The organism is Paraburkholderia sp. NPDC080076 (genome assembly GCF_050281145.1).
Taxonomy (GTDB): domain Bacteria; phylum Pseudomonadota; class Gammaproteobacteria; order Burkholderiales; family Burkholderiaceae; genus Paraburkholderia.
The window spans coordinates 1-20,605 of record NZ_JBNNWQ010000014.1 but is presented as its reverse complement, the minus strand read 5'-3'; the positions used below and the strand labels follow the sequence as shown (position 1 = coordinate 20,605).

At 61.8% G+C, this 20,605-nt stretch carries 19 protein-coding genes; 5 read left to right on the top strand and 14 right to left on the bottom strand.

All coding sequences use genetic code 11. The features are described 5' to 3' along the window. Positions 1–12: 12 nt before the first annotated feature. The 3 genes from ACQKRQ_RS36985 to uvrB form a co-directional block, all read right to left on the bottom strand. On the bottom strand, positions 13–345 hold the full coding sequence (locus ACQKRQ_RS36985; RefSeq protein ID WP_132375208.1) for a cupredoxin domain-containing protein: 333 nt from the start codon (positions 343–345) through the stop codon (positions 13–15). Positions 346–447: 102 nt separating this feature from the next. Continuing rightward, positions 448–996, bottom strand: a complete 549-nt coding sequence (locus ACQKRQ_RS36980) for an iron transporter (RefSeq protein ID WP_132375209.1) — start codon at positions 994–996, stop codon at positions 448–450. 330 nt (positions 997–1,326) lie between these two features. After that, positions 1,327–3,420, bottom strand: a complete 2,094-nt coding sequence (gene uvrB, locus ACQKRQ_RS36975; RefSeq protein WP_408182086.1) for an excinuclease ABC subunit UvrB — start codon at positions 3,418–3,420, stop codon at positions 1,327–1,329. 464 nt (positions 3,421–3,884) lie between these two features. Between uvrB and ACQKRQ_RS36970 the strand changes: the two genes are divergently transcribed. Then, entirely contained in the window at positions 3,885–5,084 is a 1,200-nt protein-coding gene (locus ACQKRQ_RS36970; RefSeq protein ID WP_427482579.1) for an amino acid aminotransferase, read from the top strand. A 21-nt stretch (positions 5,085–5,105) separates the two neighbouring features. Here ACQKRQ_RS36970 and ACQKRQ_RS36965 read toward each other — a convergent pair whose 3' ends face one another. Genes ACQKRQ_RS36965 through ACQKRQ_RS36955 form a run of 3 tightly spaced genes read right to left on the bottom strand, consistent with a single transcriptional unit; the run spans position 5,106 to position 7,367 of the window. Then, positions 5,106–5,288 (bottom strand): hypothetical protein, encoded by a 183-nt coding sequence (locus ACQKRQ_RS36965; protein ID WP_427482577.1) that lies wholly within the window; start codon positions 5,286–5,288, stop codon positions 5,106–5,108. Positions 5,289–5,320: 32 nt separating this feature from the next. Next, positions 5,321–6,559 carry a DUF3734 domain-containing protein gene (locus ACQKRQ_RS36960; protein ID WP_427482575.1) on the bottom strand — a complete coding sequence of 413 codons (1,239 nt, stop codon included), beginning with the start codon at positions 6,557–6,559 and terminating at the stop codon, positions 5,321–5,323. 10 nt (positions 6,560–6,569) lie between these two features. Beyond that, positions 6,570–7,367 (bottom strand): 3-hydroxybutyrate dehydrogenase, encoded by a 798-nt coding sequence (locus tag ACQKRQ_RS36955; RefSeq protein ID WP_132375213.1) that lies wholly within the window; start codon positions 7,365–7,367, stop codon positions 6,570–6,572. A gap of 223 nt (positions 7,368–7,590) precedes the next feature. On the opposite strand from ACQKRQ_RS36955, the gene ACQKRQ_RS36950 reads away from it, so the two are divergent. Beyond that, on the top strand, positions 7,591–8,562 hold the full coding sequence (locus ACQKRQ_RS36950) for a potassium channel beta subunit family protein (RefSeq protein WP_132375214.1): 972 nt from the start codon (positions 7,591–7,593) through the stop codon (positions 8,560–8,562). Positions 8,563–8,689: 127 nt separating this feature from the next. On the opposite strand, the gene ACQKRQ_RS36945 is transcribed toward ACQKRQ_RS36950, so the two are convergent. Beyond that, positions 8,690–8,833 (bottom strand): hypothetical protein, encoded by a 144-nt coding sequence (locus tag ACQKRQ_RS36945; RefSeq protein ID WP_427482783.1) that lies wholly within the window; start codon positions 8,831–8,833, stop codon positions 8,690–8,692. On the opposite strand from ACQKRQ_RS36945, the gene ACQKRQ_RS36940 reads away from it, so the two are divergent. Continuing rightward, complete coding sequence (locus ACQKRQ_RS36940; RefSeq protein ID WP_132375215.1) at positions 8,777–9,622, top strand: 23S rRNA (adenine(2030)-N(6))-methyltransferase RlmJ; 846 nt, start codon at positions 8,777–8,779, stop codon at positions 9,620–9,622. The genes ACQKRQ_RS36945 and ACQKRQ_RS36940 overlap by 57 nt on opposite strands. Before the next feature lie 170 nt (positions 9,623–9,792). Here ACQKRQ_RS36940 and ACQKRQ_RS36935 read toward each other — a convergent pair whose 3' ends face one another. The 4 genes from ACQKRQ_RS36935 to cueR all read right to left on the bottom strand — a co-directional run bounded on the left by ACQKRQ_RS36935 (position 9,793) and on the right by cueR (position 12,626). Next, on the bottom strand, positions 9,793–10,833 hold the full coding sequence (locus ACQKRQ_RS36935) for an ABC transporter substrate-binding protein (RefSeq protein WP_408182091.1): 1,041 nt from the start codon (positions 10,831–10,833) through the stop codon (positions 9,793–9,795). Positions 10,834–11,177: 344 nt separating this feature from the next. After that, a complete protein-coding gene (locus ACQKRQ_RS36930; RefSeq protein ID WP_427482574.1) occupies positions 11,178–11,522 on the bottom strand; it encodes a hypothetical protein in 345 nt (114 codons plus the stop codon). 229 nt (positions 11,523–11,751) lie between these two features. Then, entirely contained in the window at positions 11,752–11,898 is a 147-nt protein-coding gene (locus ACQKRQ_RS36925; RefSeq protein WP_012432419.1) for a DUF3563 family protein, read from the bottom strand. 305 nt (positions 11,899–12,203) lie between these two features. After that, the gene (gene cueR / locus ACQKRQ_RS36920; RefSeq protein WP_132375218.1) at positions 12,204–12,626 is read right to left on the bottom strand and encodes a Cu(I)-responsive transcriptional regulator; all 423 of its coding nucleotides are present in this window, start codon (positions 12,624–12,626) and stop codon (positions 12,204–12,206) included. 125 nt (positions 12,627–12,751) lie between these two features. On the opposite strand from cueR, the gene ACQKRQ_RS36915 reads away from it, so the two are divergent. Together ACQKRQ_RS36915 and ACQKRQ_RS36910 are read left to right on the top strand one after the other, a co-directional pair. Further along, on the top strand, positions 12,752–13,003 hold the full coding sequence (locus tag ACQKRQ_RS36915) for a heavy-metal-associated domain-containing protein (protein WP_427482572.1): 252 nt from the start codon (positions 12,752–12,754) through the stop codon (positions 13,001–13,003). 13 nt (positions 13,004–13,016) lie between these two features. After that, a complete protein-coding gene (locus ACQKRQ_RS36910; RefSeq protein WP_427482570.1) occupies positions 13,017–13,937 on the top strand; it encodes a dTDP-4-dehydrorhamnose reductase family protein in 921 nt (306 codons plus the stop codon). Between the two features lie 117 nt (positions 13,938–14,054). On the opposite strand, the gene ACQKRQ_RS36905 is transcribed toward ACQKRQ_RS36910, so the two are convergent. From ACQKRQ_RS36905 to imuA, 3 genes are read right to left on the bottom strand one after another with little or no spacing between them, the layout of a single operon-like run. Further along, positions 14,055–17,633: an error-prone DNA polymerase gene (locus tag ACQKRQ_RS36905; RefSeq protein WP_427482775.1), complete on the bottom strand. Its 3,579-nt coding sequence runs from the start codon at positions 17,631–17,633 to the stop codon at positions 14,055–14,057. A gap of 5 nt (positions 17,634–17,638) precedes the next feature. Continuing rightward, the gene (locus ACQKRQ_RS36900; RefSeq protein ID WP_427482569.1) at positions 17,639–19,426 is read right to left on the bottom strand and encodes a Y-family DNA polymerase; all 1,788 of its coding nucleotides are present in this window, start codon (positions 19,424–19,426) and stop codon (positions 17,639–17,641) included. Further along, entirely contained in the window at positions 19,326–20,165 is an 840-nt protein-coding gene (imuA, locus tag ACQKRQ_RS36895) for a translesion DNA synthesis-associated protein ImuA (protein ID WP_427482568.1), read from the bottom strand. Before imuA ends, ACQKRQ_RS36900 begins: the two co-directional genes overlap by 101 nt. Between the last annotated feature and the right edge of the window lie 440 nt (positions 20,166–20,605).

Genomic DNA, 20,605 nt, shown 5'->3' with positions numbered 1-20,605 from the left:
CGTCCCAAGCCACTACTTCGCGACGATGACGCCCTGCGCCTGCTGGTGGAAATCGTCGAAAAACTTGTATTCGCCCGGCTCGAGCGGCGCGATCACGACGAACGAATCCGCGCCCGGCGCCAACACCTTTTCTTTGCGCAATTGCACGCTTTCGAATTCGGCCGCGCCTTTGCCGGTGTTGCGCACTTCGATCTTGATACGCTGCCCCGCCGGCACTTCGATGCGGGCCGGGTTCAGCTTGCCGTCGTTCATTTCCAGCTTGAAGGTCGGCAGGTCGGCTGCGTGGGCCGCGCCCGCCAGCAAAGCCGTGGCGGCGAAGATCGCGATCTTTCGGTTGATTCTCATTAGCCCTTCCGGAAAACGCGGCGCGTTGGCATTCAACCGCCAAAGCGCCGCCTGCTGCATTGGCTCGCTCAGCTCATTCGGTCATTCACTCACGCGCGGCGATCAGTAGCCGCCCTTCTTGCCGATTCCGGCGAAGGTGAAGTCGTATTCGAGCGTGATCGGCTTGAACCACGGACCCACGCCGGTTTCCTTGTCGACGTGGCGGCCGAAAGCCATATGGCCCGTTTGCATCGGCGCCTCGACGATCATCTTCAGGTGATACTTTCCCGGGCCTTGCAGCTTGACGTTGTCGCCATAGTGCGGACCGTCGTTGGCGACCATGGCCATCAGGTCGCCCTTCTGCGTCTGGGTCGAACCGGCTTTCGTCAGTTCATAGTGCACTTGCAGATACGGCATCCAGTCGCCTTCGGCGAAACCGGTCGGGTTGTTCTTGACCGCGTGAATGTCCGCTTCGAGGTGGATGTCCGAATCCGAGGCTTTGCGCATCATGCCTTCGGGTTCCATCGTGATCGGCTGCAGATAGACCGCGTTGATTTCCATGCCGCCATGAATCTGCTGCTTGCCGATCGGATATTCCGCCGCCGCTGCCGAGAAAGCCGCCACTGCGGCCAGCGTTGCTGCGCCACCGCGCACAAATGAAGAAATCCGCATTGAAACTCCTTGTTTTTATCAGACTGGAATCGAACCCATTGGAACAGTGCGTCGCGCATACCTCGATGCAGCGGTCGCGGGCCTTGAGCACCGCGATCGATCGCCAGCCAGGCGGCAGTACGAACGTTAATGCGAACCATTCTCAATATTGGTCGAGTTTATCATCGATCGCAAGGGAGAACAAATCAGAACGCACGCAAAGCCCTGTGGCAGCAGGGTCTTAAGGCGGTCTTAAGAAAGTGCTGGAATGCAATGATGCGAGGCCGGGCGAGTGCCCGGCATTGATCGACAGGGCGCGGCACGTTGCCGCGCCCCGAGGCGGAAAGGCGACTAGTCGACGCCCGACACGTGGTCGCCGACGTTCGCGCCGAACACGCGCTGGCGCAGCAACGCGAGTTGGTCGCGGGTCTGCGCGGCCTTCTCGAACTCGAGGTTCTTGGCGTGCTCCATCATCTGCTTTTCGAGGCGCTTGAGTTCCTTGGCAAGCTGCTTCTCGGACATGTCCTCGAATTTCGCGCGCGCCTGCTGTTCCTTCAGTTCGGCGCGAGCATCGTCGACGTTGTACACGCCGTCGATAATGTCGCGAATGCGCTTGACCACCCCGCGCGGCGTAATGCCGTTCTCGAGGTTGAAGGCGATCTGCTTGTTACGCCGCCGCTCGGTTTCGTCGATCGCGCGACGCATCGAGTCGGTGACCTTGTCGGCGTAGAGAATCGCTTTGCCGTTCACATTCCGCGCCGCCCGTCCGATGGTCTGGATCAGCGAGCGCTCAGCGCGCAGAAAACCTTCCTTGTCCGCATCGAGAATCGCGACCAGTGACACTTCCGGAATATCCAGCCCTTCGCGCAACAGGTTGATCCCCACCAGCACGTCGAAGGTGCCGAGACGCAGATCGCGGATGATTTCGACGCGCTCCACCGTGTCGATGTCGCTGTGCAGATAGCGCACCTTGACGCCGTGATCAGCCAGAAACTCCGTCAACTGCTCGGCCATGCGCTTGGTCAGCACCGTGACCAGCACGCGGTCGCCCACCTTGACGCGCTCGTTGATCTCGCCGAGCACGTCGTCGACCTGGCTGCGCGCCGGCCGCACCTCGATTTCCGGATCGACGAGGCCAGTCGGACGCACCAGTTGCTCCGCCACCTGCCCTGCCGTCTTCTGCTCGTAGTCGGCCGGCGTGGCCGACACGAACACCACCTGGCGCATTTTGCGTTCGAACTCGTTGAACTTGAGCGGCCGGTTGTCGAGCGCCGACGGCAGACGGAAACCGTAATCGACCAGATTCTCCTTACGCGCACGGTCGCCGTTGTACATGCCGTTCAACTGGCCGATCAGCACGTGTGATTCGTCGAGCATCATGATCGCGTCCGACGGCAGGTAGTCGACCAGCGTCGGCGGCGGCTCGCCGGGCGCGGCGCCCGAGAAGTGCCGCGAATAGTTTTCGATGCCTTTGCAGAAGCCCAACTCCTGCAACATTTCCAGATCGAAGCGCGTGCGCTGTTCGAGCCGCTGCGCTTCAACCAGCTTTCCGCCGCTATAGAAGAATTCGAGCCGCTCGCGCAGTTCGTTCTTGATCGTTTCGACCGCGCGCACCACGGTATCGCGCGGCGTCACATAGTGCGACGACGGATACACCGTGAAACGCGGAATCTTCTGACGCACGCGGCCGGTGAGCGGATCGAACAGTTGCAGCGTTTCGACTTCGTCGTCGAACAGTTCGACGCGCACCGCCATCTCGGCGTGCTCCGCCGGGAAAATATCGATCGTGTCACCACGCACGCGGAACGAGCCGCGCTGGAAGTCGGCTTCGTTGCGGTTGTATTGCATGGCGATCAGCCGCGCGATGATGTCGCGCTGACCGAGCTTGTCGCCGGTGCGCAGCGTCAGAATCATCTGGTGGTATTCGGATGGATTGCCGATACCGTAAATGGCCGACACGGTCGCCACGATCACCACGTCGCGCCGCTCCATCAGGCTCTTGGTGGCCGACAGCCGCATCTGCTCGATATGTTCATTGATCGACGAGTCCTTCTCGATGAACAGATCGCGCTGCGGCACGTACGCTTCCGGCTGGTAGTAGTCGTAGTACGAGACGAAGTACTCGACCGCGTTGCGCGGGAAAAACTCGCGGAACTCCGAATAGAGCTGCGCGGCGAGCGTCTTGTTCGGCGCGAACACGATGGCCGGGCGGCCGAGCCGCGCGATCGTGTTGGCCATCGTGAAGGTCTTGCCGGAACCGGTCACGCCGAGCAGCGTCTGGAACGCGAGGCCGTCCTCGACGCCTTCGACGAGCGTGTCGATCGCCGTGGGCTGATCGCCGGCGGGCGGATACGGCTGGTAGAGCTGAAACGGCGAGCCTTCGAACCTGACGAATTTGGATTCGTCGAGCGTTTCTTCGGCTTCAGTCAGATGTTGTTCGGACATGGGGGGCGGCACCGGGCCTTGGGCAAAGAACTATTCTAACGGGTTGCGGGAATCGAAGACCGAGCGGGTCTGCGTAGGGTTTGGGGCCGCTCGCGTGGGTAGGGTCCGACGCGATGGTACGGCCCTTTGGAGCAGCCGCGCGGCTTCTCGCGGCTTCTGGTCATGGCAGCCGACGCTCGCTACAAGCCATGGCCACGCCTGGTTGCGTGCCGCTCGCTGGGCTTCTCCGCGCGGCCTGCCAGGCAGCGCCGCTATTGCCAGGTGGCGTCGGAGTGCCTGTTTTTCAAGCAAAAAAATCTCCACGAGCGGCGTTGGCGTCCGAAAAACGGTCGCGAATTCGTTACAATGCGGAGTTGCGCTCGCTCGCCGTTGTCCGCCGCCTGTCCGCGTTTTGCGTCGGACGCCGCTGGCCCGGCCGTCCGCGATCGAAGCCGCCCTCTTCTCACTACTGCTGCCCACCCATCATGTCTCTGTTCTCCGCCGTCGAACTTGCTCCCCGCGACCCGATTCTGGGCCTGAACGAAGCCTTCAACGCCGATGCGCGCACCACCAAGGTCAACCTTGGCGTCGGCGTGTACTTCAACGAAGAAGGCAAGATTCCGCTGCTGCGCGCCGTGCGCGACGCGGAAAAGGCTCGCGTCGAAGCCGCGTTGCCGCGCGGGTATCTGCCGATCGAAGGCATTGCCGCTTACGACGCCGCCGTGCAGAAACTGCTGCTCGGCAACGACTCGCCGCTGATCGCAGCGGGCCGCGTCGTGACGGCGCAAGCATTGGGCGGCACGGGCGCGCTGAAGATCGGCGCCGACTTCCTGAAGCGCCTGAACCCGAACACCAAGGTCGCGATCAGCGATCCGAGCTGGGAAAACCACCGCGCGCTGTTCGAAAGCGCAGGCTTCGAAGTCGTGTCGTACCCGTACTACGATGCGCACACGCACGGCGTGAATTTCGACGCCATGTTGAGCACGCTGAACAGCTACGCCGCCGGCACCGTCGTCGTGCTGCACGCGTGCTGCCACAACCCGACCGGCGTGGACCTGAGCGTCGAGCAATGGAAGCAGGTTGTCGAAGTGGTCAAGGCGCGCAATCTGGTGCCGTTCCTCGACATCGCGTATCAAGGGTTCGGCGACAACATCGAAGCGGACGCCGCGGCAGTGCGTCTCTTCGCTGCGTCGGAACTGAACGTGTTCGTGTCGTCGTCGTTCTCGAAGTCGTTCTCGCTGTACGGCGAGCGCGTCGGCGCGCTGTCGATCATCACGGCAAGCAAGGAAGAAGCCGCTCGCGTGCTGTCGCAACTCAAGCGCGTGATCCGCACGAACTACTCGAACCCGCCGACGCATGGCGGCTCGGTGGTCGCGGCAGTGCTCGCGGCGCCGGAACTGCGCGCCACGTGGGAAACCGAACTGGCCGAAATGCGTGACCGTATCCGCGCCATGCGCAACGGTCTGGTCGAGCGTCTGAAGGCGAGCGGCGTGGATCGCGACTTCAGCTTCGTGAACGCGCAGCGCGGCATGTTCTCGTACTCGGGTCTGACGGCCCCGCAAGTGGACCGTCTGCGCGAAGAGTTCGGCATCTACGCCGTGAGCACCGGTCGCATCTGCGTGGCTGCGCTGAATACGCGCAACCTCGACGTAGTGGCTAACGCGGTCGCTCACGTGTTGAAGTAAGGTATTGGCGGGCGCGGGCATTCATTGCACCCGCTCCGCTGGAAATGCTTGTGAAAACGGCGCCCTTTTTAGGGCGCCGTTTTTGTTTGCGGCCTGTTTTTGTTTGCGGCCTGTTTGCGTTCGCAACTTGCTTGTTGCCTGTTGCTCGAGCAAGGCCGCTTTCGACACAGCAAGGACTGCCACGATTGCCGCGACCCACTTCATTCAGTCACGCGCCACTCAGACCTGTGGCTCCTTCAGCGCGAATCCCGATGGATATCGTGCGTGACAAAACCCGCATCGTTATCCGGCATGTCGAGCCAATCCGGTTGCGCGAGCGAATGGCGGATATCTTCCAAACCGCTTTGCCAATGTTCTCGCATTGTCGACAGACCGAACTGGAAGTCCTTGTAGTGCCCTTCGTACTCCTTGTGCCGGTAGATAAGATGGATCACGTTGTAGCGCTTCGAACACGACAGATCTTCGGCAAGCTTGCACCACGGATCGTCACGCTGATCGGACGGCACGCGATCCAGCACCTCGCGCAACACGTGCCGGAACCGCTGCGACCGTTGCAGCATATCGGTCACGAGACGCGTGCGGCTCGAATACTGGATGTCCTTCACGCGCCCTTGCACGTCGGTGATGTTATCCGGCACCGGCCCGATCGCGCTCCAGAGATCGACCTGGAAGGCGAGCGTGTCACGACGCGGCGTGGACTGGATCACTTCGTAGAGCGGCGTGTTCGACATCAAGCCGCCGTCCCAGTAGTACTGGCCGTCGATCTCGACCGCCGCGAAGCCGGGCGGCAACGCGCCTGACGCCATGAAATGCTCGGGCCTGAGCGTCGTATGCGTGTTATCGAAGTACGCGAAATTCCCCGTGCCGCAATTGACCGCCCCCACTGAGACGCGCATTTCCTTCGAATTGATCCGATCGAAATCGCAGAACGCTTCGAGCGTGGCCTTCAACGGCGTGGTGTCGTAGTAGCTGGCCAGTTGCGGCGGCCCGGACACGGTGGGCAACGGCGGCGGAAAGCGCGGTACGAAGAAGCCCTTTTGCCCTTCGACGATGGCGCCGATTGCCTGCGTTGCCGTAAAGGCCTTACGCACGGCGTCGCTGGAATTGAAGAGCGCGTGTTCGATAAACGCGGGCAACGGCGGCCCGAAGGCCGGCTGGCAAATCGTCTCCCAGAATTGCGACAGCCGTTCGACCCGCTTTTCGGGCGGATTGCCGGCAATGATCGCCGTATTCAACGCGCCGATCGAAATACCGGCCAGCCAGTTCGGCTCGATGCCGGCTTCGTAAAGTCCCTGAAAGACGCCAGCCTGATAGGCGCCCAATGCGCCGCCGCCTTGCAGCATCAAGGCAACGGTTTCGTAGTTGGGCAAATGGAGGTGCCGGCCGGGATGCGCGGCGGGCGCCGGACCGGCGCCCTCGCCTTCCCCGTCGCCGGGCGCGCCGACGCGCGCCCGCTTGAGATTGCGTTGCGCCATAGGCACCTCCTTATTGCATATACCAGCCGTGGCTCACAATAAAGGACTGGCCGGTCAGCGCCGCCGTCGGGAAGGTGGACAGGAACAGCACCGTTTGCGCGACGTCTTCCACCGTGGTGAAGACACCGTCGACTGTGCCGCCCAGCATGACGCGCTTGACCACGTCTTCCTCGCTGATGCCCAGTTCCTTGGCCTGTTCGGGAATCTGCTTGTCGACGAGCGGCGTGCGCACGAAACCAGGACACACGACATGCGAGCGCACGTTGTGCTTTGCGCCTTCTTTAGCCAGCACGCGCGCGAGACCCAGCAGCGCGTGCTTGGCCGTCACATAGGCGGATTTGAGCGGCGACGCTTCGTGCGAGTGGACCGAGCCCATGTAGATCACGATGCCGCCTCGATCGTCCTTGTACATGTGCTTGAGCGCGGCCTTGGTGGTCAGGAAGGCGCCGTCCACGTGGATCGCCTGCATTTTTTTCCAGTCTGAAAACGAATAGTTTTCGATCGGGTTAACGATCTGGATGCCGGCGTTGGAAATGAGAATATCGACCGAGCCGAGTTCCGCGGCCACTTTGTCGATGCCTTGATTGACGGCGTCTTCGTTCGTGACGTCCATCGCCACGCCGATTGCCTTGCCGCCGCCCTTCTTGATTTCTTCAGCGACGGCGTTCGCTCCGTCCTGATTCAGGTCGGCGATCGCGACAGCCGCGCCCGCCGCGGAAAGAGTCAGCGCAATCTGCTTGCCGATGCCGCTTGCGGCGCCAGTAACCACCGCAACCTTGCCATTCAGATTCGTGTTCGTTGACGACATCTAGAACCTCCATGCAGTTGATGAGCAATGAGACCACGGGCCGCGGGCGGCGTGAAGTCAGCCAAACGGCATAGGCCGTTCGGCCGAATGCTGCACTGCGGCCAACGCTGCTATTGTGCATGAACCGTGTGAACTCCATCGGTTAAAAGCACATCGAAGCGTATCTCTTTAAACTGGACGTTTTCGGCGGGATTCCGGTGGCATCACCAACAAGGAGCAATGCATGAATTATCGACGTCTGGGCCGTTCCGGCCTGCAAGTCAGCGAACTGTCCATCGGCTCGTGGGTCACCTACGGCAATCAGGTGGACACCCACGCGGCGCGCGAATCGCTCGCGGCCGCGCGCGACGCGGGAGTCAACTTCTTTGACAACGCCGAGGTCTATGCCGGCGGCAAGTCCGAAGAGATCATGGGCCAGGCGCTCAAGGAACTGGCGTGGCCGCGCGTGAGCTACGTAGTGTCGACGAAATTCTTCTGGGGACTCGCGGAAGCGCCGAACCAGTACCACACGCTGAACCGCAAATATCTGCTGAACGCGATCGACGCGTCGCTCAAACGGCTGCAGCTCGACTATGTCGATCTGGTGTTCTGTCATCGTCCCGACCCGAACACGCCGGTGGAGGAAACCGTCTGGGCTATGAGCGACATGATCACTCGCGGCAAGGCGCTGTACTGGGGCACGTCCGAATGGAGCGCCGATGAAATCCGCGCTGCTTACGACATCGCGGAACGGCATCATCTGCACAAGCCGGTCATGGAGCAGCCGCAGTACAACCTGTTCCATCGCAACCGCGTCGAGCAGGAATACAAGCGGCTTTACGAGGATATCGGCCTCGGGCTGACCACCTGGAGCCCGCTTGCGTCCGGCCTGCTGACCGGCAAATACCGCGACGGCGTGCCGGCCGACAGCCGCGCGCAATTGCAGGGCTACGACTGGCTGCGCAAGCAGGTCACCGACGCCGGCAAGAACAACGTGGTCGGCAAGCTCGGCGAAGTGGCCGATGAGTTGGGCTGCACCGTCGGTCAGCTCGCCATTGGCTGGATTCTGAAGAATCCCAATGTGAGTACGGTGATCACGGGTGCGTCACGGGTCGAACAGATCGGCGAGAACATGAAGTCCGCCGATGTAGCCGAGCGGATCACGCCGGAGATCAAAACCCGAATCGAGGAAATTATCGGCGACGCCCACGACTGACCGGACTCGCGTGACCGCGTAACATGGCCGTGGCGGTATCGCGGCTGTGTTACGCATGGAACTCGCTGCAATGCGCGGGGCGCGACGCGGCGTCGCGTACAATACGCGACCGCGCTGCACACCGGCGCTATATGTCCGCGTTGTGCAGCCACATTGCAGCCGCATCGCCGAATCCGCCCTGGGGCGGCACGCCCTCTTTCAGCGTCTCCTCATCATGCTCAGCTACCGCCACGCCTTTCATGCAGGCAATCACGCCGACGTTCTGAAACACGCCGTCGTGTTGCAGCTCCTGCGCTACCTCGGTCAGAAGGACAAGTCCTACTGGTATATCGACACGCATGCGGGCGCCGGCGTCTACTCGCTGAAGGAAGGTTACGCGACCAAAACCGGCGAGTTCCAGACCGGCATCGGCAAACTGTGGGGACGCAACGATCTGCCGCCGATGTTCGCCGACTACGTCGACGAAGTGAGCGCGCTCAATCCGGACGGCCAGCTGCGCTTCTATCCCGGCTCGCCGTATATCGCGTGGCGGCAGATGCGCGAACAGGACCGCATGCGTCTGTTCGAGCTGCACACCACCGAAATCGACGTGCTGCGCCACAATTTCCGCGACGCGGGCCGCCGCGCCATGCTCTATGCGGGGGACGGCTTCGACGGCATTCTTGCCTTGTTGCCGCCGGCCCCACGCCGCGCGCTGGTGCTGCTCGATCCGTCGTATGAGGACAAGCGCGACTATACGCGCACGCTGCGCTGCGTCGAAGAAAGCCTGAAGCGGTTTCCGACCGGCACTTATGCGGTCTGGTATCCGCAAGTGAGGCGCCCTGAGTCGCAGCGCTTTCCCGATCAACTGAAGAAGCTGCAGGACCGGAACTGGCTGCACGTGAGTCTGACTGTCAGCAATCCGCCAGAAGATGGTTTTGGGCTTTTCGGCAGCGGCATGTTCATTCTGAACCCGCCGTATACGCTGGCAAAAACGTTGAAGGACCAGATGCCCTGGCTCGTCAACGCGCTCGGCGAGGACAAGGCCGCGCAGTTCAAGGTGGAGTATCGCGGCGACTGAGCTTCTTATTGTGGGAAGCGAGCTTTTTCGGCTGTGAGCTTTTGTCGGCTACGAGTTTTTGTGGCCTCCGAGCTTACGCGGTTCGTCGAGCCATCCTAACGTTGTCACCGGCCACGCGCGCACGACGCGCGCAGCCGGTGCGGCTGCTCAGTCAGTCCGGGCCGCGCCGCCTACTTGAGTTGCGCGTCAGCCTTCCGGGCGAAGTCGTTGGTATAGGTCGCGTTCAGGTCGATCTTTTTCGGATCGAGCCGGCTATCGAACGAAGACAACGCGCGCAATGACGTCGCCGGACCGTCCGCGGGCATCAAGCCGTCCGGAGAATAGGCGTCGCGCACGTTGTGGAAGGCCTCCACATAGAGCGCCGAGTCGTTGAGCAGATAAGCCGGCGGCACCATCTTCAGCAGATCGGCATCGCTCGCGGTCTGCAGCCAGTGATCCGCGCGCACGATGGCATTGGCCAGCGCCTGCGTCGTCTTCGGATACTTCTGGATGAAATTGTCCGAGGCATAGAGCGTCGCCGCCGGCATCGTCCCGCCGAATACCTCTTGCGTGCCCTTCACCGTGCGCGTATCGACCAGCACCTTGATCGCGCCACTGCGCGTCAGTTTGGTCATCATCGGATCGACGTTGGAGAGCGCGTCGATCTGGCCGCCGCTTACCGCGGCGAGCACGGAGGCGCCGCTGCCCACGCCGATCGCCGAAATCTCGTTGCGCTGCACGCCGGCTTTGCGCAAAGCAACGGTGAGCACGAGATCCGTCGACGATCCCGGCGCGCTCACGCCGACTTTCGCGCCTTTGAAGTCCGCCAAAGTCTTGAGCTGGTCAGCCTTCGACTTCAACACGGCAACGACGATCTGCGGCGCGCGTCCCATCAACACGAACGCCCGGTAGTGCTGCCCTTTCTCCTGCATGAACAGCGTGTGCTCGAATGCGCCGGCACCCACGTCGGCGCTGCCGCCCACCACCGCTTCCAGCGCCTTCGACCCGCCCGCGAAATCCTCGAGCGTGACGTCGAGGCCTTCGTCCTTGAAGTAGCCCAACTGTTGCGCAGCGAGCACCGGCAGATAGTAGAGGCCCGGCAGACCACCGACTGCCATCGTCAGCGTGGGCTTTTCCGGTGTGTCTTTGGCAAGCGCGGCGCCAGGCAGCGCGGCCAGCGCAAGCAGCGTGACGCAGGCGCCGGCGGCCTGCCGCATCCAGTGAGTCGGCATTCGATGTCTCCTTATTCTGTTTTTCGTTCGATACGGTGGCGCCGGGCTTGATGTGGGGCCCGCGTCGCTAGCGAGAGACCGCGCGATGATTGTCGTCGGACGGTTTCGCGCGCGCCATGCGCCCAAACCCCAATGGCGCACGCAGCGAGTCGGCGGATATGTCCGATCCCGTGCCTGCGCTCACGGCCAGCAATCACGCGCTGCCGTCGTCGGCGTGCAAGGCGGGGCTGCGTTGATCGCGGGCGTACTCGCGCAGGCGTCCACGAGGCGGTGGGATTGGCCGCGCACCCGAAGGATCAACGGATATGGAACAGAGCTGGCGGGAACGGCCGCGTCGCGAGCATTTATTGCGGCCGGGGCACTGGACGAGGCTGCGGTTGCGGCAGCGGCATGCCTCCGCCCGCAGGCAACTGGATATAAGGCGCAACGACGATCGGGATTGTCGAATTCGGCGCCAGTTCGGCCGGCGTCGCGATCGGCTGCGCTTCGACGATCGGCTGATGCGAAAGCGGCGCGGTCTGCAGCACGGTGCCGCTCTGGCCGTCGTTGATGCCGTTCTGCGAGTCGAGAATCACCGGCTTGCGCGCACTGGACGACGCAGCACAAGCGCTCGACATGGCAAAAACCGTGGTCAGCGAGGCTGCAATGGTCACGGCCAGGAGGGATTTGAGCGGGCGAACAGGTGACATGGGCGGACCGGTTGAGTGTGGGAAAGCCGGATTTCGCAGAAAACGCTTTACCTTACCGCGACGGTCGCCGCGAGGCTAGTCGATATTCGCCACAAATAGCCCGCAGACGCCGTCGGACTGAAATTTTCGACTCCAGATGCGATAAAGCCCCGCATGGACGGGGCTTGACGCTTTTACTGCCGTGGCTGCGCGACAAGCGCTGCCGGGTCAAACTTGATGCAGTTGAAACTTACAGCGAGTAGCCGTTGGTTTCGAGCGAGCGGATGCGCTGTTCGAGCTGGACGATATCCGACGACGACGCCAGATAGGCTTCGCGGCGGGTGCGTTCAGCGGTTTCAAACCAGGTGCTCAGCTTTTCAAGTACGTATGCAAACATGATGTTCTCCAAGGATCAGATTGAATCCCCGGTGGATTGGGCATCAGGGATTTCCCGTAAAAGGGTTAACCCGGATTATAGCCCTATAGCGCAACCTGACTAGTGAAATGCCCGCATGACGTGCATTCCGTTTTGGAATGGTGCACGAGAGCGGTGCACGTAACTAGTTGATTTGGCTTAAATTGAGACGGATTTTTGGCGACAATCAATACCGCCCCATATTTTAACGCACAATATTGGTGCAAATGTCGATTGGGTCGCAATTAACTCAGCTAGAGGTTGCGCCGAACGCCAAAAAGACCATCTCAAATTGGATGACAACCCTGTCCTGAAACCAGATCGGTATCCGCGAGTCGCTCGATGATCGGACAATCGGGGCGGTCGTCGCCGTGACAATGGTCGGCCAGGTGCGCCAGTGTGTCGCGCATGTCGGTCAGTTCGGCGATGCGGCGATCCAGCTCCGCAACGTGTTCCAACGCAATCGTCTTCACTTCGGCACTGGCGCGCGAGCGGTCGTGCCACAGCGCTAGCAGCCGTCGAATGTCTTCGACCAGAAAGCCGAGCCGGCGCGCCTGGCGAATGAAGCGCAACGAATGCACCTCTTGCGGGCCGTATACGCGGTAACCGGCGCTCGTGCGCGATTTCGCCGCCAGCAAGTCGACGCTTTCGTAGTAGCGAATCATTTTCGCCGTGACGCCCGACGCGCGGGCCGCTTCACCGATATTCATGGCTCTTTCCCCAGTCTGTGTACGTCGATCGTACACCTTCCCATGATGGGAAGGTGTACGACTCAATTGCGGATCGGCAGGCATAATTCAACCATCGCACTATCCATTTTCCCGAGGCAATCCCGATGACAATCGAATTCCAGGTACAAGGCATGAGCTGCCAGCACTGTGTGGCGGCGGTTACGAACGCAATCCGCGAACACGATGAAGCCGCGAAAGTCCACGTCGATCTGGCATCCGGGCGCGTGGCGGTCGAATCGGCGCAACCGGCTGAGACGCTGAAGGCCGCCATCGACGAGGCCGGATACACGGTGACGGGCATCGCGAATGGCGCGTCAAACGACACGACAAACGGCGCGTCCGGCGCCGCCCGGTGAGCGAGTTCACGTCATGTTCAAAGTTGCCGTCATTGGTGCCTCAGGGCTGCTTGGCCGCGCGCTCGTCGACGAACTGGCGCAGCAGACCGGCTGGCAAGTCGTCGCTACAGCTTTCAGCCGGCTGGCGCCGGGCACGGTCGCGCTGGATATTCGCGACGCGCAGGCAGTCGAGCAGTTCGTCGAGTGCGAAGCGCCGGACGCGCTCGTAATTGCCGCGGCGGAGCGTCGGCCGGACGTGTGCGAGCATGATCCCGCGCTGGCCCGCGCGCTGAACGTCGACGCTGTGCGCACCCTTGCCGCGGCGGCGAACCGGCGCGGCGCATGGACGCTGTCGATCTCCACCGATTACGTGTTCGACGGCACGCACCCGCCCTACCAGCACGATTCCGCGCCTGCGCCACTCAACGCCTATGGGCGCAGCAAGCTCGAAGGCGAGCGCGCGTTGACTGAATCGACCGACCTCGGCTGCGTGCTGCGTTTGCCGTTGCTGTACGGGCCGATCGTCAGTTGGGCGGAGTCTGCCGTGACGAGTCTCGTGCCGGCGATCGCCGCGTCGGCCGCGCCCGATAACAAACCCGCCGTCATGGATGCATGGGCGATCCGTTATCCCACCTTCACGCCGGACGTCGCGTTCGTGATCCGGCAAATGCTCGAACGGCATGCGCGGGGCGACGCGATCCGCGGCATCGTGCAATGGTCCGGCGACGAACCGATGAACAAGTACGAAATCGCCCTGCGCCTTGCCGAAGCGTTGCAAGTCGGCGCGCATCTGACGCCGCAACACACGCCGACCGATGCGACGCCGCGCCCGCATAACTGCCACCTGGCTTCGAGCCGGCTCGAGGCGCTCGGGATCGGCCGCCGCACACCGTTCGATGCGGCGATCCGGCAAGTGTTAGCCGTGTTTCCGTGGCGAGGTGCCGCGTCGGCGTAGAACGTCTCGTCGGATAGATAGGGCTGGCCACGGCGGCACCCCGTGTCGCCATGAATGCGATGCGCCGGCAGGACGGCCTGATGGCGGACGTGCGGGTTTAACAGCCGCAAGCCGCCCTCAATGAAAATCGCGGCTCGCCGTGGCCAGTTCACCGAGCCATTCGCTGTGATCCTCGAGGCGATGGGCGACGAGATGGATCACCTCGCCTTTGTTTTTCCGTTTCGCTTTGCCTGCCTGGTTTGCGCTCACGCCATTTCCGGCATGGTCGCCGCCGGTCGCCACGCCGTCGTCGCGCTGCAAAACGCCGTAGACCGCGAGCAACGACGAGCCCAGCAAAACCTTGCGCTGCTTTTCCACTAGCGACGGCCAGACGATCACATTGATCGACCCGGTCTCGTCTTCGATGGAAACGAACACCGTGCCGTTTGCCGTACCCGGCCGCTGCCGCACGGTGACGATGCCGCACGCTCGCGCCAGCGTGCCGTGCTGACACGCGGCGAGTTCGGCGGCCGTGCGAAAACGATGGTGAGCAAGGCGTGCGCGCAACAACGCGAGCGGATGGCGATTGAGCGTGAGGCCGAGGCTCGCGTAGTCGTCGACGATTTCGCGGCTTTCGGCTGCCTGCGGCAACAGCAGCGGCACTTCGGCGATCGGTGCGTCGCGCAGCAGTTTGGGCACCGTGTGCTGCGCCGTCACGGCCCACCATGCTTCGCGCCGATGTCCCGCGATACTGGCCAGCGCGTTCGCCGCGGCAAGCGCTTCGAGATCGCGCCGCGTCAAGGCCGCACGGCGTGCCAGATCGTCGACATCGGTAAACTGCGCCTCGTCGCGTGCCGCCATGATGCGTTCGGCGGCCCCTTGTGCCAGCCCCTTGATCAGATGCATGCCGATGCGCACGGCGGGACCGCGAGCGCCATAGGTATCCGACGATTGAAACACGCGGGCAGTCAACCGCTGTGCCGCGCGCCGGACCGTCCTGCTCACCGTCAGGCGCCGCAGCGAAAGATCGCGCAATTGCTGCGCGGATAGTACGGCCTGTTGACGATGCAAACAGGTTTCGTCCGCTGAGATCCGCTGTCCTTCATGACCGCGTCTTTCGAATGTCGACTCCCAATCGCTCAGGGTCACGTCGGGCGGCAATACCTTGACGCCGTGACGCTTCGCATCCTGAACGAGTTGCGACGGCGAATAAAACCCCAACGGCTGACTGTTCAGCAAACCTGCCAGAAAAGCAGCCGGTTCATAGCGCTTCAACCACGCGCTGAGATAAACGAGCAACGCGAAACTCGCCGCATGGCTCTCCGGAAAACCATACTCGCCGAAGCCTTCGATCTGTTTGCAGATACGGTCGATGAACTCCTGTTCATAACCGCGCGCCGACATACGGTCGCTCAAATCCTTCTGATACTTCGCCAGGTTGCCGCTGCGCCGCCATGCGGCCATCGCGCGCCGCAACTGATCGGCCTGCTCACCGGTATATTTCGCCGCAACCATCGCCAGATGCATGACCTGTTCCTGGAAAATCGGCACGCCGAGCGTACGTTCGAGTACGGGACGCAACTCATCCTTCGCGTAGTCAACCGGCTCGAGCCCCTGCTTGCGGCGCAGATAGGGATGCACCATGCCGCCCTGAATCGGCCCGGGCCGCACGATCGCCACTTCGATCACGAGATCGTAGTACTTGTTGGGCTTCAGGCGCGGCAGCATGCTTTGCTGCGCACGCGATTCGATCTGGAATACGCCGATCGTATCGGCATGGCCGCACATTTCGTAGACGGCGCGATCCTCGCGCGGAATATCCTGCACCCTGAACGTCGGAAAACCGCGCCTCAATGCGACGAATTCCAGCGCGCGTCTGATCGCCGACAACATGCCGAGAGCCAGCACGTCGACTTTCAGCAGCTTGAGCGCGTCGATATCGTCCTTGTCCCATTCGATCACGCTGCGGTCTTTCATCGTCGCGTTCTCGATCGGCACGAGTCGCGACAGCTTGTCTTTCGCGATCACAAAACCGCCGACGTGTTGCGACAGATGACGCGGAAAGCTGCGCAACTCCTGGGTCAAACGAATCAGGTTCCGCGTGATGTGCGAGTTGGCATCGAAGCCCGCTTCGGCCAGATATTTGGCGACTGCATCCGTGCCGTCCCACCATTGTTGCGACTTGCTGATCCGCTCGATCAACGACGCCTCGAGACCCAGCGCCTTGCCGACGTCTTTCAGCGCACTGCGCGCGTGATACGTAATCAGCGATGCAGTCAGGGCCGCCCGATGACGGCCGTACTTCGTGTAGATATATTGAATGACCTCTTCGCGCCGCTGATGCTCGAAGTCGACGTCGATATCAGGCGGCTCGTTGCGCGCGCGAGAGATGAACCGCTCGATCAGCATGTTCATATGCACCGGATCGATTTCCGTCACGTGCAGGCAATAACAGACGATCGAATTCGCCGCTGAACCTCGCCCCTGGCAGAGAATGTTTCTGGAGCGCGCGAAACTCACGATATCGTGCACCGTCAGAAAATACTTTTCGTATTTCAGATCGGCGATCAGCCCCAACTCCTTTTCGATCTGACCGATTCGCTTCAGGTCCATGCCTTTGGGCCAGCGCTCCATCGCACCGGCCATGACCAGCTTGCGCAGATAACTCGACGGCGACTCGCCGACGGGCACCAGTTCTTCGGGATACTCGTACTTGAGTTCGTCGAGCGAGAAGCGGCATAGCGCGGCGATACGCAGCGTTTCTTCCAGCGTATCGCGCGGATACAGTTTGCCGAGCCGCACGCGCGTACGCATGTGCCGCTCCGCATTCGCCTCGAGCGCGTGGCCGCATTGCGATAGCGGCGTGACGAGGCCGATGGCTGTCATCGTGTCCTGCAAAGGCTTGCGCGATCGGGCATGCATGAGAACGCCGCCCGCCGCGACCAGCGGCAAACCGCTCGCTTTTGAAATCATGCGCAGGGCGTCGATCTGAAGATCGTCGCTGCCCGTTTGCCAGAGTTCGAGCGCGATCCATGCCCGTTGTGCAGCGAACGATGCGAGCCAATGCGCGCAACGCAGCGTATGCGAGAGCGTCGCCGCGCGCTGCGGCACGAGCATCAGGACGCAATCGGGCAACGTCTTCAGATGTGCCAGATGAGGCAAGGAGTCGGTGAAGTCGGACGGACCGAGGCGATAACTGCCTTTGTCCGCACGCGAGCGGGCTAGCGTAATCAGCTCGGAAAGATTGCCGTAACCGTTGCGGTTGGTTGCTAGCGCAACCAGGGTGCAGAAAGGCTCGCCGGTTTCGTCGGTCAGATTGAGTTCGCTGCCGATGATCAGTTGAGGGAGGGGTTTTAGTGCCTCGGTTTCCGAGGCTCCCACGGTTTCCTGTTGCGACGTTCCGGTTTTTGTCGCGTCTTCCAAAGGCGCTTCCGGTTGCGCAGCCTTGGCCTTTTCCTCGCGCTCTTTCTGCTGACGGTCCCGCTCCGCTTTGATTTCCCTCAACGCCGTGTGGGCGCGCACGACGCCTGCCAATGAGCATTCATCGGTGATGGCGAGCGCGCTGTAGCCGCGCGACATCGCCTGCTCGACGAGTTCATGAGGATGCGACGCGCCACGCAGAAAAGAGAAATTAGTCAGGCAATGCAATTCCGCATACGCCGGCAACTGGGTGGCGAGCGGCGGCTGCGCGAGGAATGATGGCTGGGTTGGAGGCATGATGGTCAACCGAACAAACCCTGCAAATACCACTCGCCGCTGAGGCGTTCGCGGTATACCCAGAACATGTGCCCGCGGTCGTCGGCTGCAACGTAGTAGTCCCGCTCGACGCGGTTGCCGTCCCACCACCCTGCTTCGATCCGTTCGGTACGCGTGAGCATTTTCAGCGGCCGGCGATAGATCGGCCGCTGGTCGCGCATCATCAGGCGCAGCGGTTTGTCGAGCATCCAGACCGGGCGAGGCTGGGAAGGCAATGCGCTGTCAGGTAGGTCAAGGGATGCCTGTGCGTTGCCGGGTTGCGGTGCGGATGTGCTGGTGTTTTTGGCGTCGTTTGTTTTGGATGGGCGTTGGGTTGCCTGGGTCGCCTCAGCCGCCTCGATCGCGTAGGCGAGCGACTCGCCGTCTTCGCGCCCTTCCTCCGCGGCAGCGTGCCGCAACTCATCGGTCAGCCAGGTTTTGTCCGCTTTGATCTTCGACCGGGACTTCGCAGGCGAACGCTTCTTGCGCGAAAACGCTTGCGCCTGGTAGGCTTCGACGCGCATTGCCCGCTCGGGACGATGATCGTCCTGCACCGACATCTGCAGCACATTCTCCGGCCCTAATCGCGCGCTCAGGCGCTCCAGCAGACGCGCAATCGAATCGCCATCCGATTCGGGCATGGGAAACAAGGTGTCCGACTGCCCGGCATATTCACCGATCTGCTCAGCGACCAGCTTCAACTCGATGACCGGTGCCGCCAGCACGGTCTGATCCAACTTTTCCCGCAACAACCAGATCAGATGCTCGGCATCACGCGACGGTATGGCCCATGCGACCTTCAGGCTCGATGTCTTCTGTGCATGACGGGACGCCAATTCATGCTCGAGCAGCAACGTATAACCGCTGAGCGCTGCATGATGCGCGCTCAGCCAGCCGGCCAACTGCACGATCAGCCGACGCGCGGCGAACAGCAATGCATCCGCGTTATCGACCCGCGAGGGCAACTCCAGTTGCGCATGAAACGACGCCGGCGCGCGAAACGATTCGCGTGGATCCGGGCGCGTGCCATACGCCTGCGCCAGCAGATCCAGAATGCCGCTGCCGAAACGTCGCACGACACCTGAACGTGGCAATTGACGCAAATCGGCCAGCGTCGTACAGCCGACGTGCGAAAACGCATCGCGATGCGCCTGCGTGACCGGCAGCAGCGAGACGGATAAGCCATCGAGGACGCGCGCAAGCGACGTCTCCTTGACCACGTGCCAGCGATGGCCCTGCCGAACGGCGCGCGCCTGCGCCAACAGCCACGCTCCCCAGGCGGTCGGCGCACAGGCGATGCGCGCCGTATAGCCGAATTCCGCCACCGTGGCAGACACCCGCGACAACAACGCGCGCAAGCCGCCGAACAATCTCAAACCCGAGCCGACTTCCAGCAACAGGGTGTGCGCGTCGGCAAGCGACACTTTCGGCGTGTATGTCAGCAAGGCAAGCGCTATGGCTTCGAATGCCTGAGTTTCGCGGGCGGCATCGGCGGCAAGCAGTTCAAGCCCCGGCGCCAACGCCAAGGCGTACGAACGCGAATGACCCGCATGCACGCCGGCACGCAGCGCGTCGAGATCCGGCATCAGGATGTGCGCGTGATCGGCTAGTGCGTAACAATGCCCTCCACCGATGTCTTCGGCATCGTGAAGTTGGCTTGTCTCGTCGCGCGACTCACGCCGATTCGGCTTCGCGAGCGAACCATCCTGGAGCGGCGCGAGAGGCTTCACCGCTTCCAGCGACAAGAGTGGCAATGTGACTGCGATCCACAGCATGTTTGATCTCTGGCCCTTGATGACGGTCGACTCCGTCTTCCGGCAACAAGACGCTTTGTAAAGGCAAAACGAGACGAAGAGGCTCGGCTAGCGGCGGCCCGCGACGCTTGAAGATGTCGATCGACAAACCAATCTCCTGCAGCCATTGACGACGGTTGATCGTCTGCGCATTGGCCGGCAAAAGCGGCTCGCAGATCATTCGCAATGGCGCTGGGGAAGATTGCGTGGCGGCCTCGACAGGCCGGATCAAAAATGCCAGCGATGCCGACTCCTGAGCCGCCACTTGCAGGCGTCGGACCTTGTCGGCACGCGCATTCGGCAGCCAAACCAGGACCGCGCCGATGCCATCCTGCTTCAAGGCCTGAGCAGCGGCCCACAGGGCCTGGTCTTCACTCGAGCGCACCCATAAGACTCGCTCGACATCGACACCCCAAGCTCTCAATGCGGCAGCGCATGGCTGATACGGAGGCGCCACGAGCATGACATGCCGCCCGGCTTGCTTCGTCAGATGACGCAGCGCATGAGCTAGCAGCCGTACTTCACCCACTCCACCATGCTCAACCAACAACTCTGTCAGGCCGCCAGCCGACCAGCCTTGTCCCGGCAACAACTGATCCAGCGTGGCATAGCCGCTGGAAATTACATGCGAGTCCGCCTCGGCAAGCTCATTGCCCTGCCACACCTGACGCCGTAATTTAGACGACAGCGCGGTCGTCGCAAGCTGAATCGCTGCTGCCATAGACACGCTCTTGAATAGGGAATGCTCCGCCCTGCCCGGCATCGAGCAAGCATGAGGTGACGACTTTTCACTGTATATTTATACAGTATTTTGGGATGGATGTTAAGACGGAGGGATGCAGCCCGGTGGGCGCAGGAGGGGCTTGAGGAAGTGATGAATGCTGTTTTTAGGACAGCCTTTATATCTGTTGAAAACAGATATTTTTATGCTTCAGGTTGAGTTGTTGTGAAGGGATGGGAGGAGTCAAGTATGGATGCCGAAGGCTAACGAGCTACTACGCGAACGCGCTGCGGATGGGGATTGAGGGCGGTTTTCGCGTTCGTTCTTCGCCTGTTTTTTCCGGCCGTGTAAACGCAGAAACCCCACCTTTTTGGGGTGGGGTTTCTGTTTGCTGCGGGGGAGCCTGACGATTACCTACTTTCACACGGGTAATCCGCACT

Coding starts and splice junctions, on each gene's coding strand:
- ACQKRQ_RS36985 (WP_132375208.1), bottom strand. CDS start 345: ATGAGAATCAACCGAAAGATCGCGATCTTCGCCGCCACGGCTTTGCTG.
- ACQKRQ_RS36980 (WP_132375209.1), bottom strand. CDS start 996: ATGCGGATTTCTTCATTTGTGCGCGGTGGCGCAGCAACGCTGGCCGCA.
- uvrB (WP_408182086.1), bottom strand. CDS start 3,420: ATGTCCGAACAACATCTGACTGAAGCCGAAGAAACGCTCGACGAATCC.
- ACQKRQ_RS36970 (WP_427482579.1), top strand. CDS start 3,885: ATGTCTCTGTTCTCCGCCGTCGAACTTGCTCCCCGCGACCCGATTCTG.
- ACQKRQ_RS36965 (WP_427482577.1), bottom strand. CDS start 5,288: ATGAAGTGGGTCGCGGCAATCGTGGCAGTCCTTGCTGTGTCGAAAGCG.
- ACQKRQ_RS36960 (WP_427482575.1), bottom strand. CDS start 6,559: ATGGCGCAACGCAATCTCAAGCGGGCGCGCGTCGGCGCGCCCGGCGAC.
- ACQKRQ_RS36955 (WP_132375213.1), bottom strand. CDS start 7,367: ATGTCGTCAACGAACACGAATCTGAATGGCAAGGTTGCGGTGGTTACT.
- ACQKRQ_RS36950 (WP_132375214.1), top strand. CDS start 7,591: ATGAATTATCGACGTCTGGGCCGTTCCGGCCTGCAAGTCAGCGAACTG.
- ACQKRQ_RS36940 (WP_132375215.1), top strand. CDS start 8,777: ATGCTCAGCTACCGCCACGCCTTTCATGCAGGCAATCACGCCGACGTT.
- ACQKRQ_RS36935 (WP_408182091.1), bottom strand. CDS start 10,833: ATGCCGACTCACTGGATGCGGCAGGCCGCCGGCGCCTGCGTCACGCTG.
- ACQKRQ_RS36930 (WP_427482574.1), bottom strand. CDS start 11,522: ATGTCACCTGTTCGCCCGCTCAAATCCCTCCTGGCCGTGACCATTGCA.
- ACQKRQ_RS36925 (WP_012432419.1), bottom strand. CDS start 11,898: ATGTTTGCATACGTACTTGAAAAGCTGAGCACCTGGTTTGAAACCGCT.
- cueR (WP_132375218.1), bottom strand. CDS start 12,626: ATGAATATCGGTGAAGCGGCCCGCGCGTCGGGCGTCACGGCGAAAATG.
- ACQKRQ_RS36915 (WP_427482572.1), top strand. CDS start 12,752: ATGACAATCGAATTCCAGGTACAAGGCATGAGCTGCCAGCACTGTGTG.
- ACQKRQ_RS36910 (WP_427482570.1), top strand. CDS start 13,017: ATGTTCAAAGTTGCCGTCATTGGTGCCTCAGGGCTGCTTGGCCGCGCG.
- ACQKRQ_RS36905 (WP_427482775.1), bottom strand. CDS start 17,633: ATGCCTCCAACCCAGCCATCATTCCTCGCGCAGCCGCCGCTCGCCACC.
- ACQKRQ_RS36900 (WP_427482569.1), bottom strand. CDS start 19,426: ATGCTGTGGATCGCAGTCACATTGCCACTCTTGTCGCTGGAAGCGGTG.
- imuA (WP_427482568.1), bottom strand. CDS start 20,165: ATGGCAGCAGCGATTCAGCTTGCGACGACCGCGCTGTCGTCTAAATTA.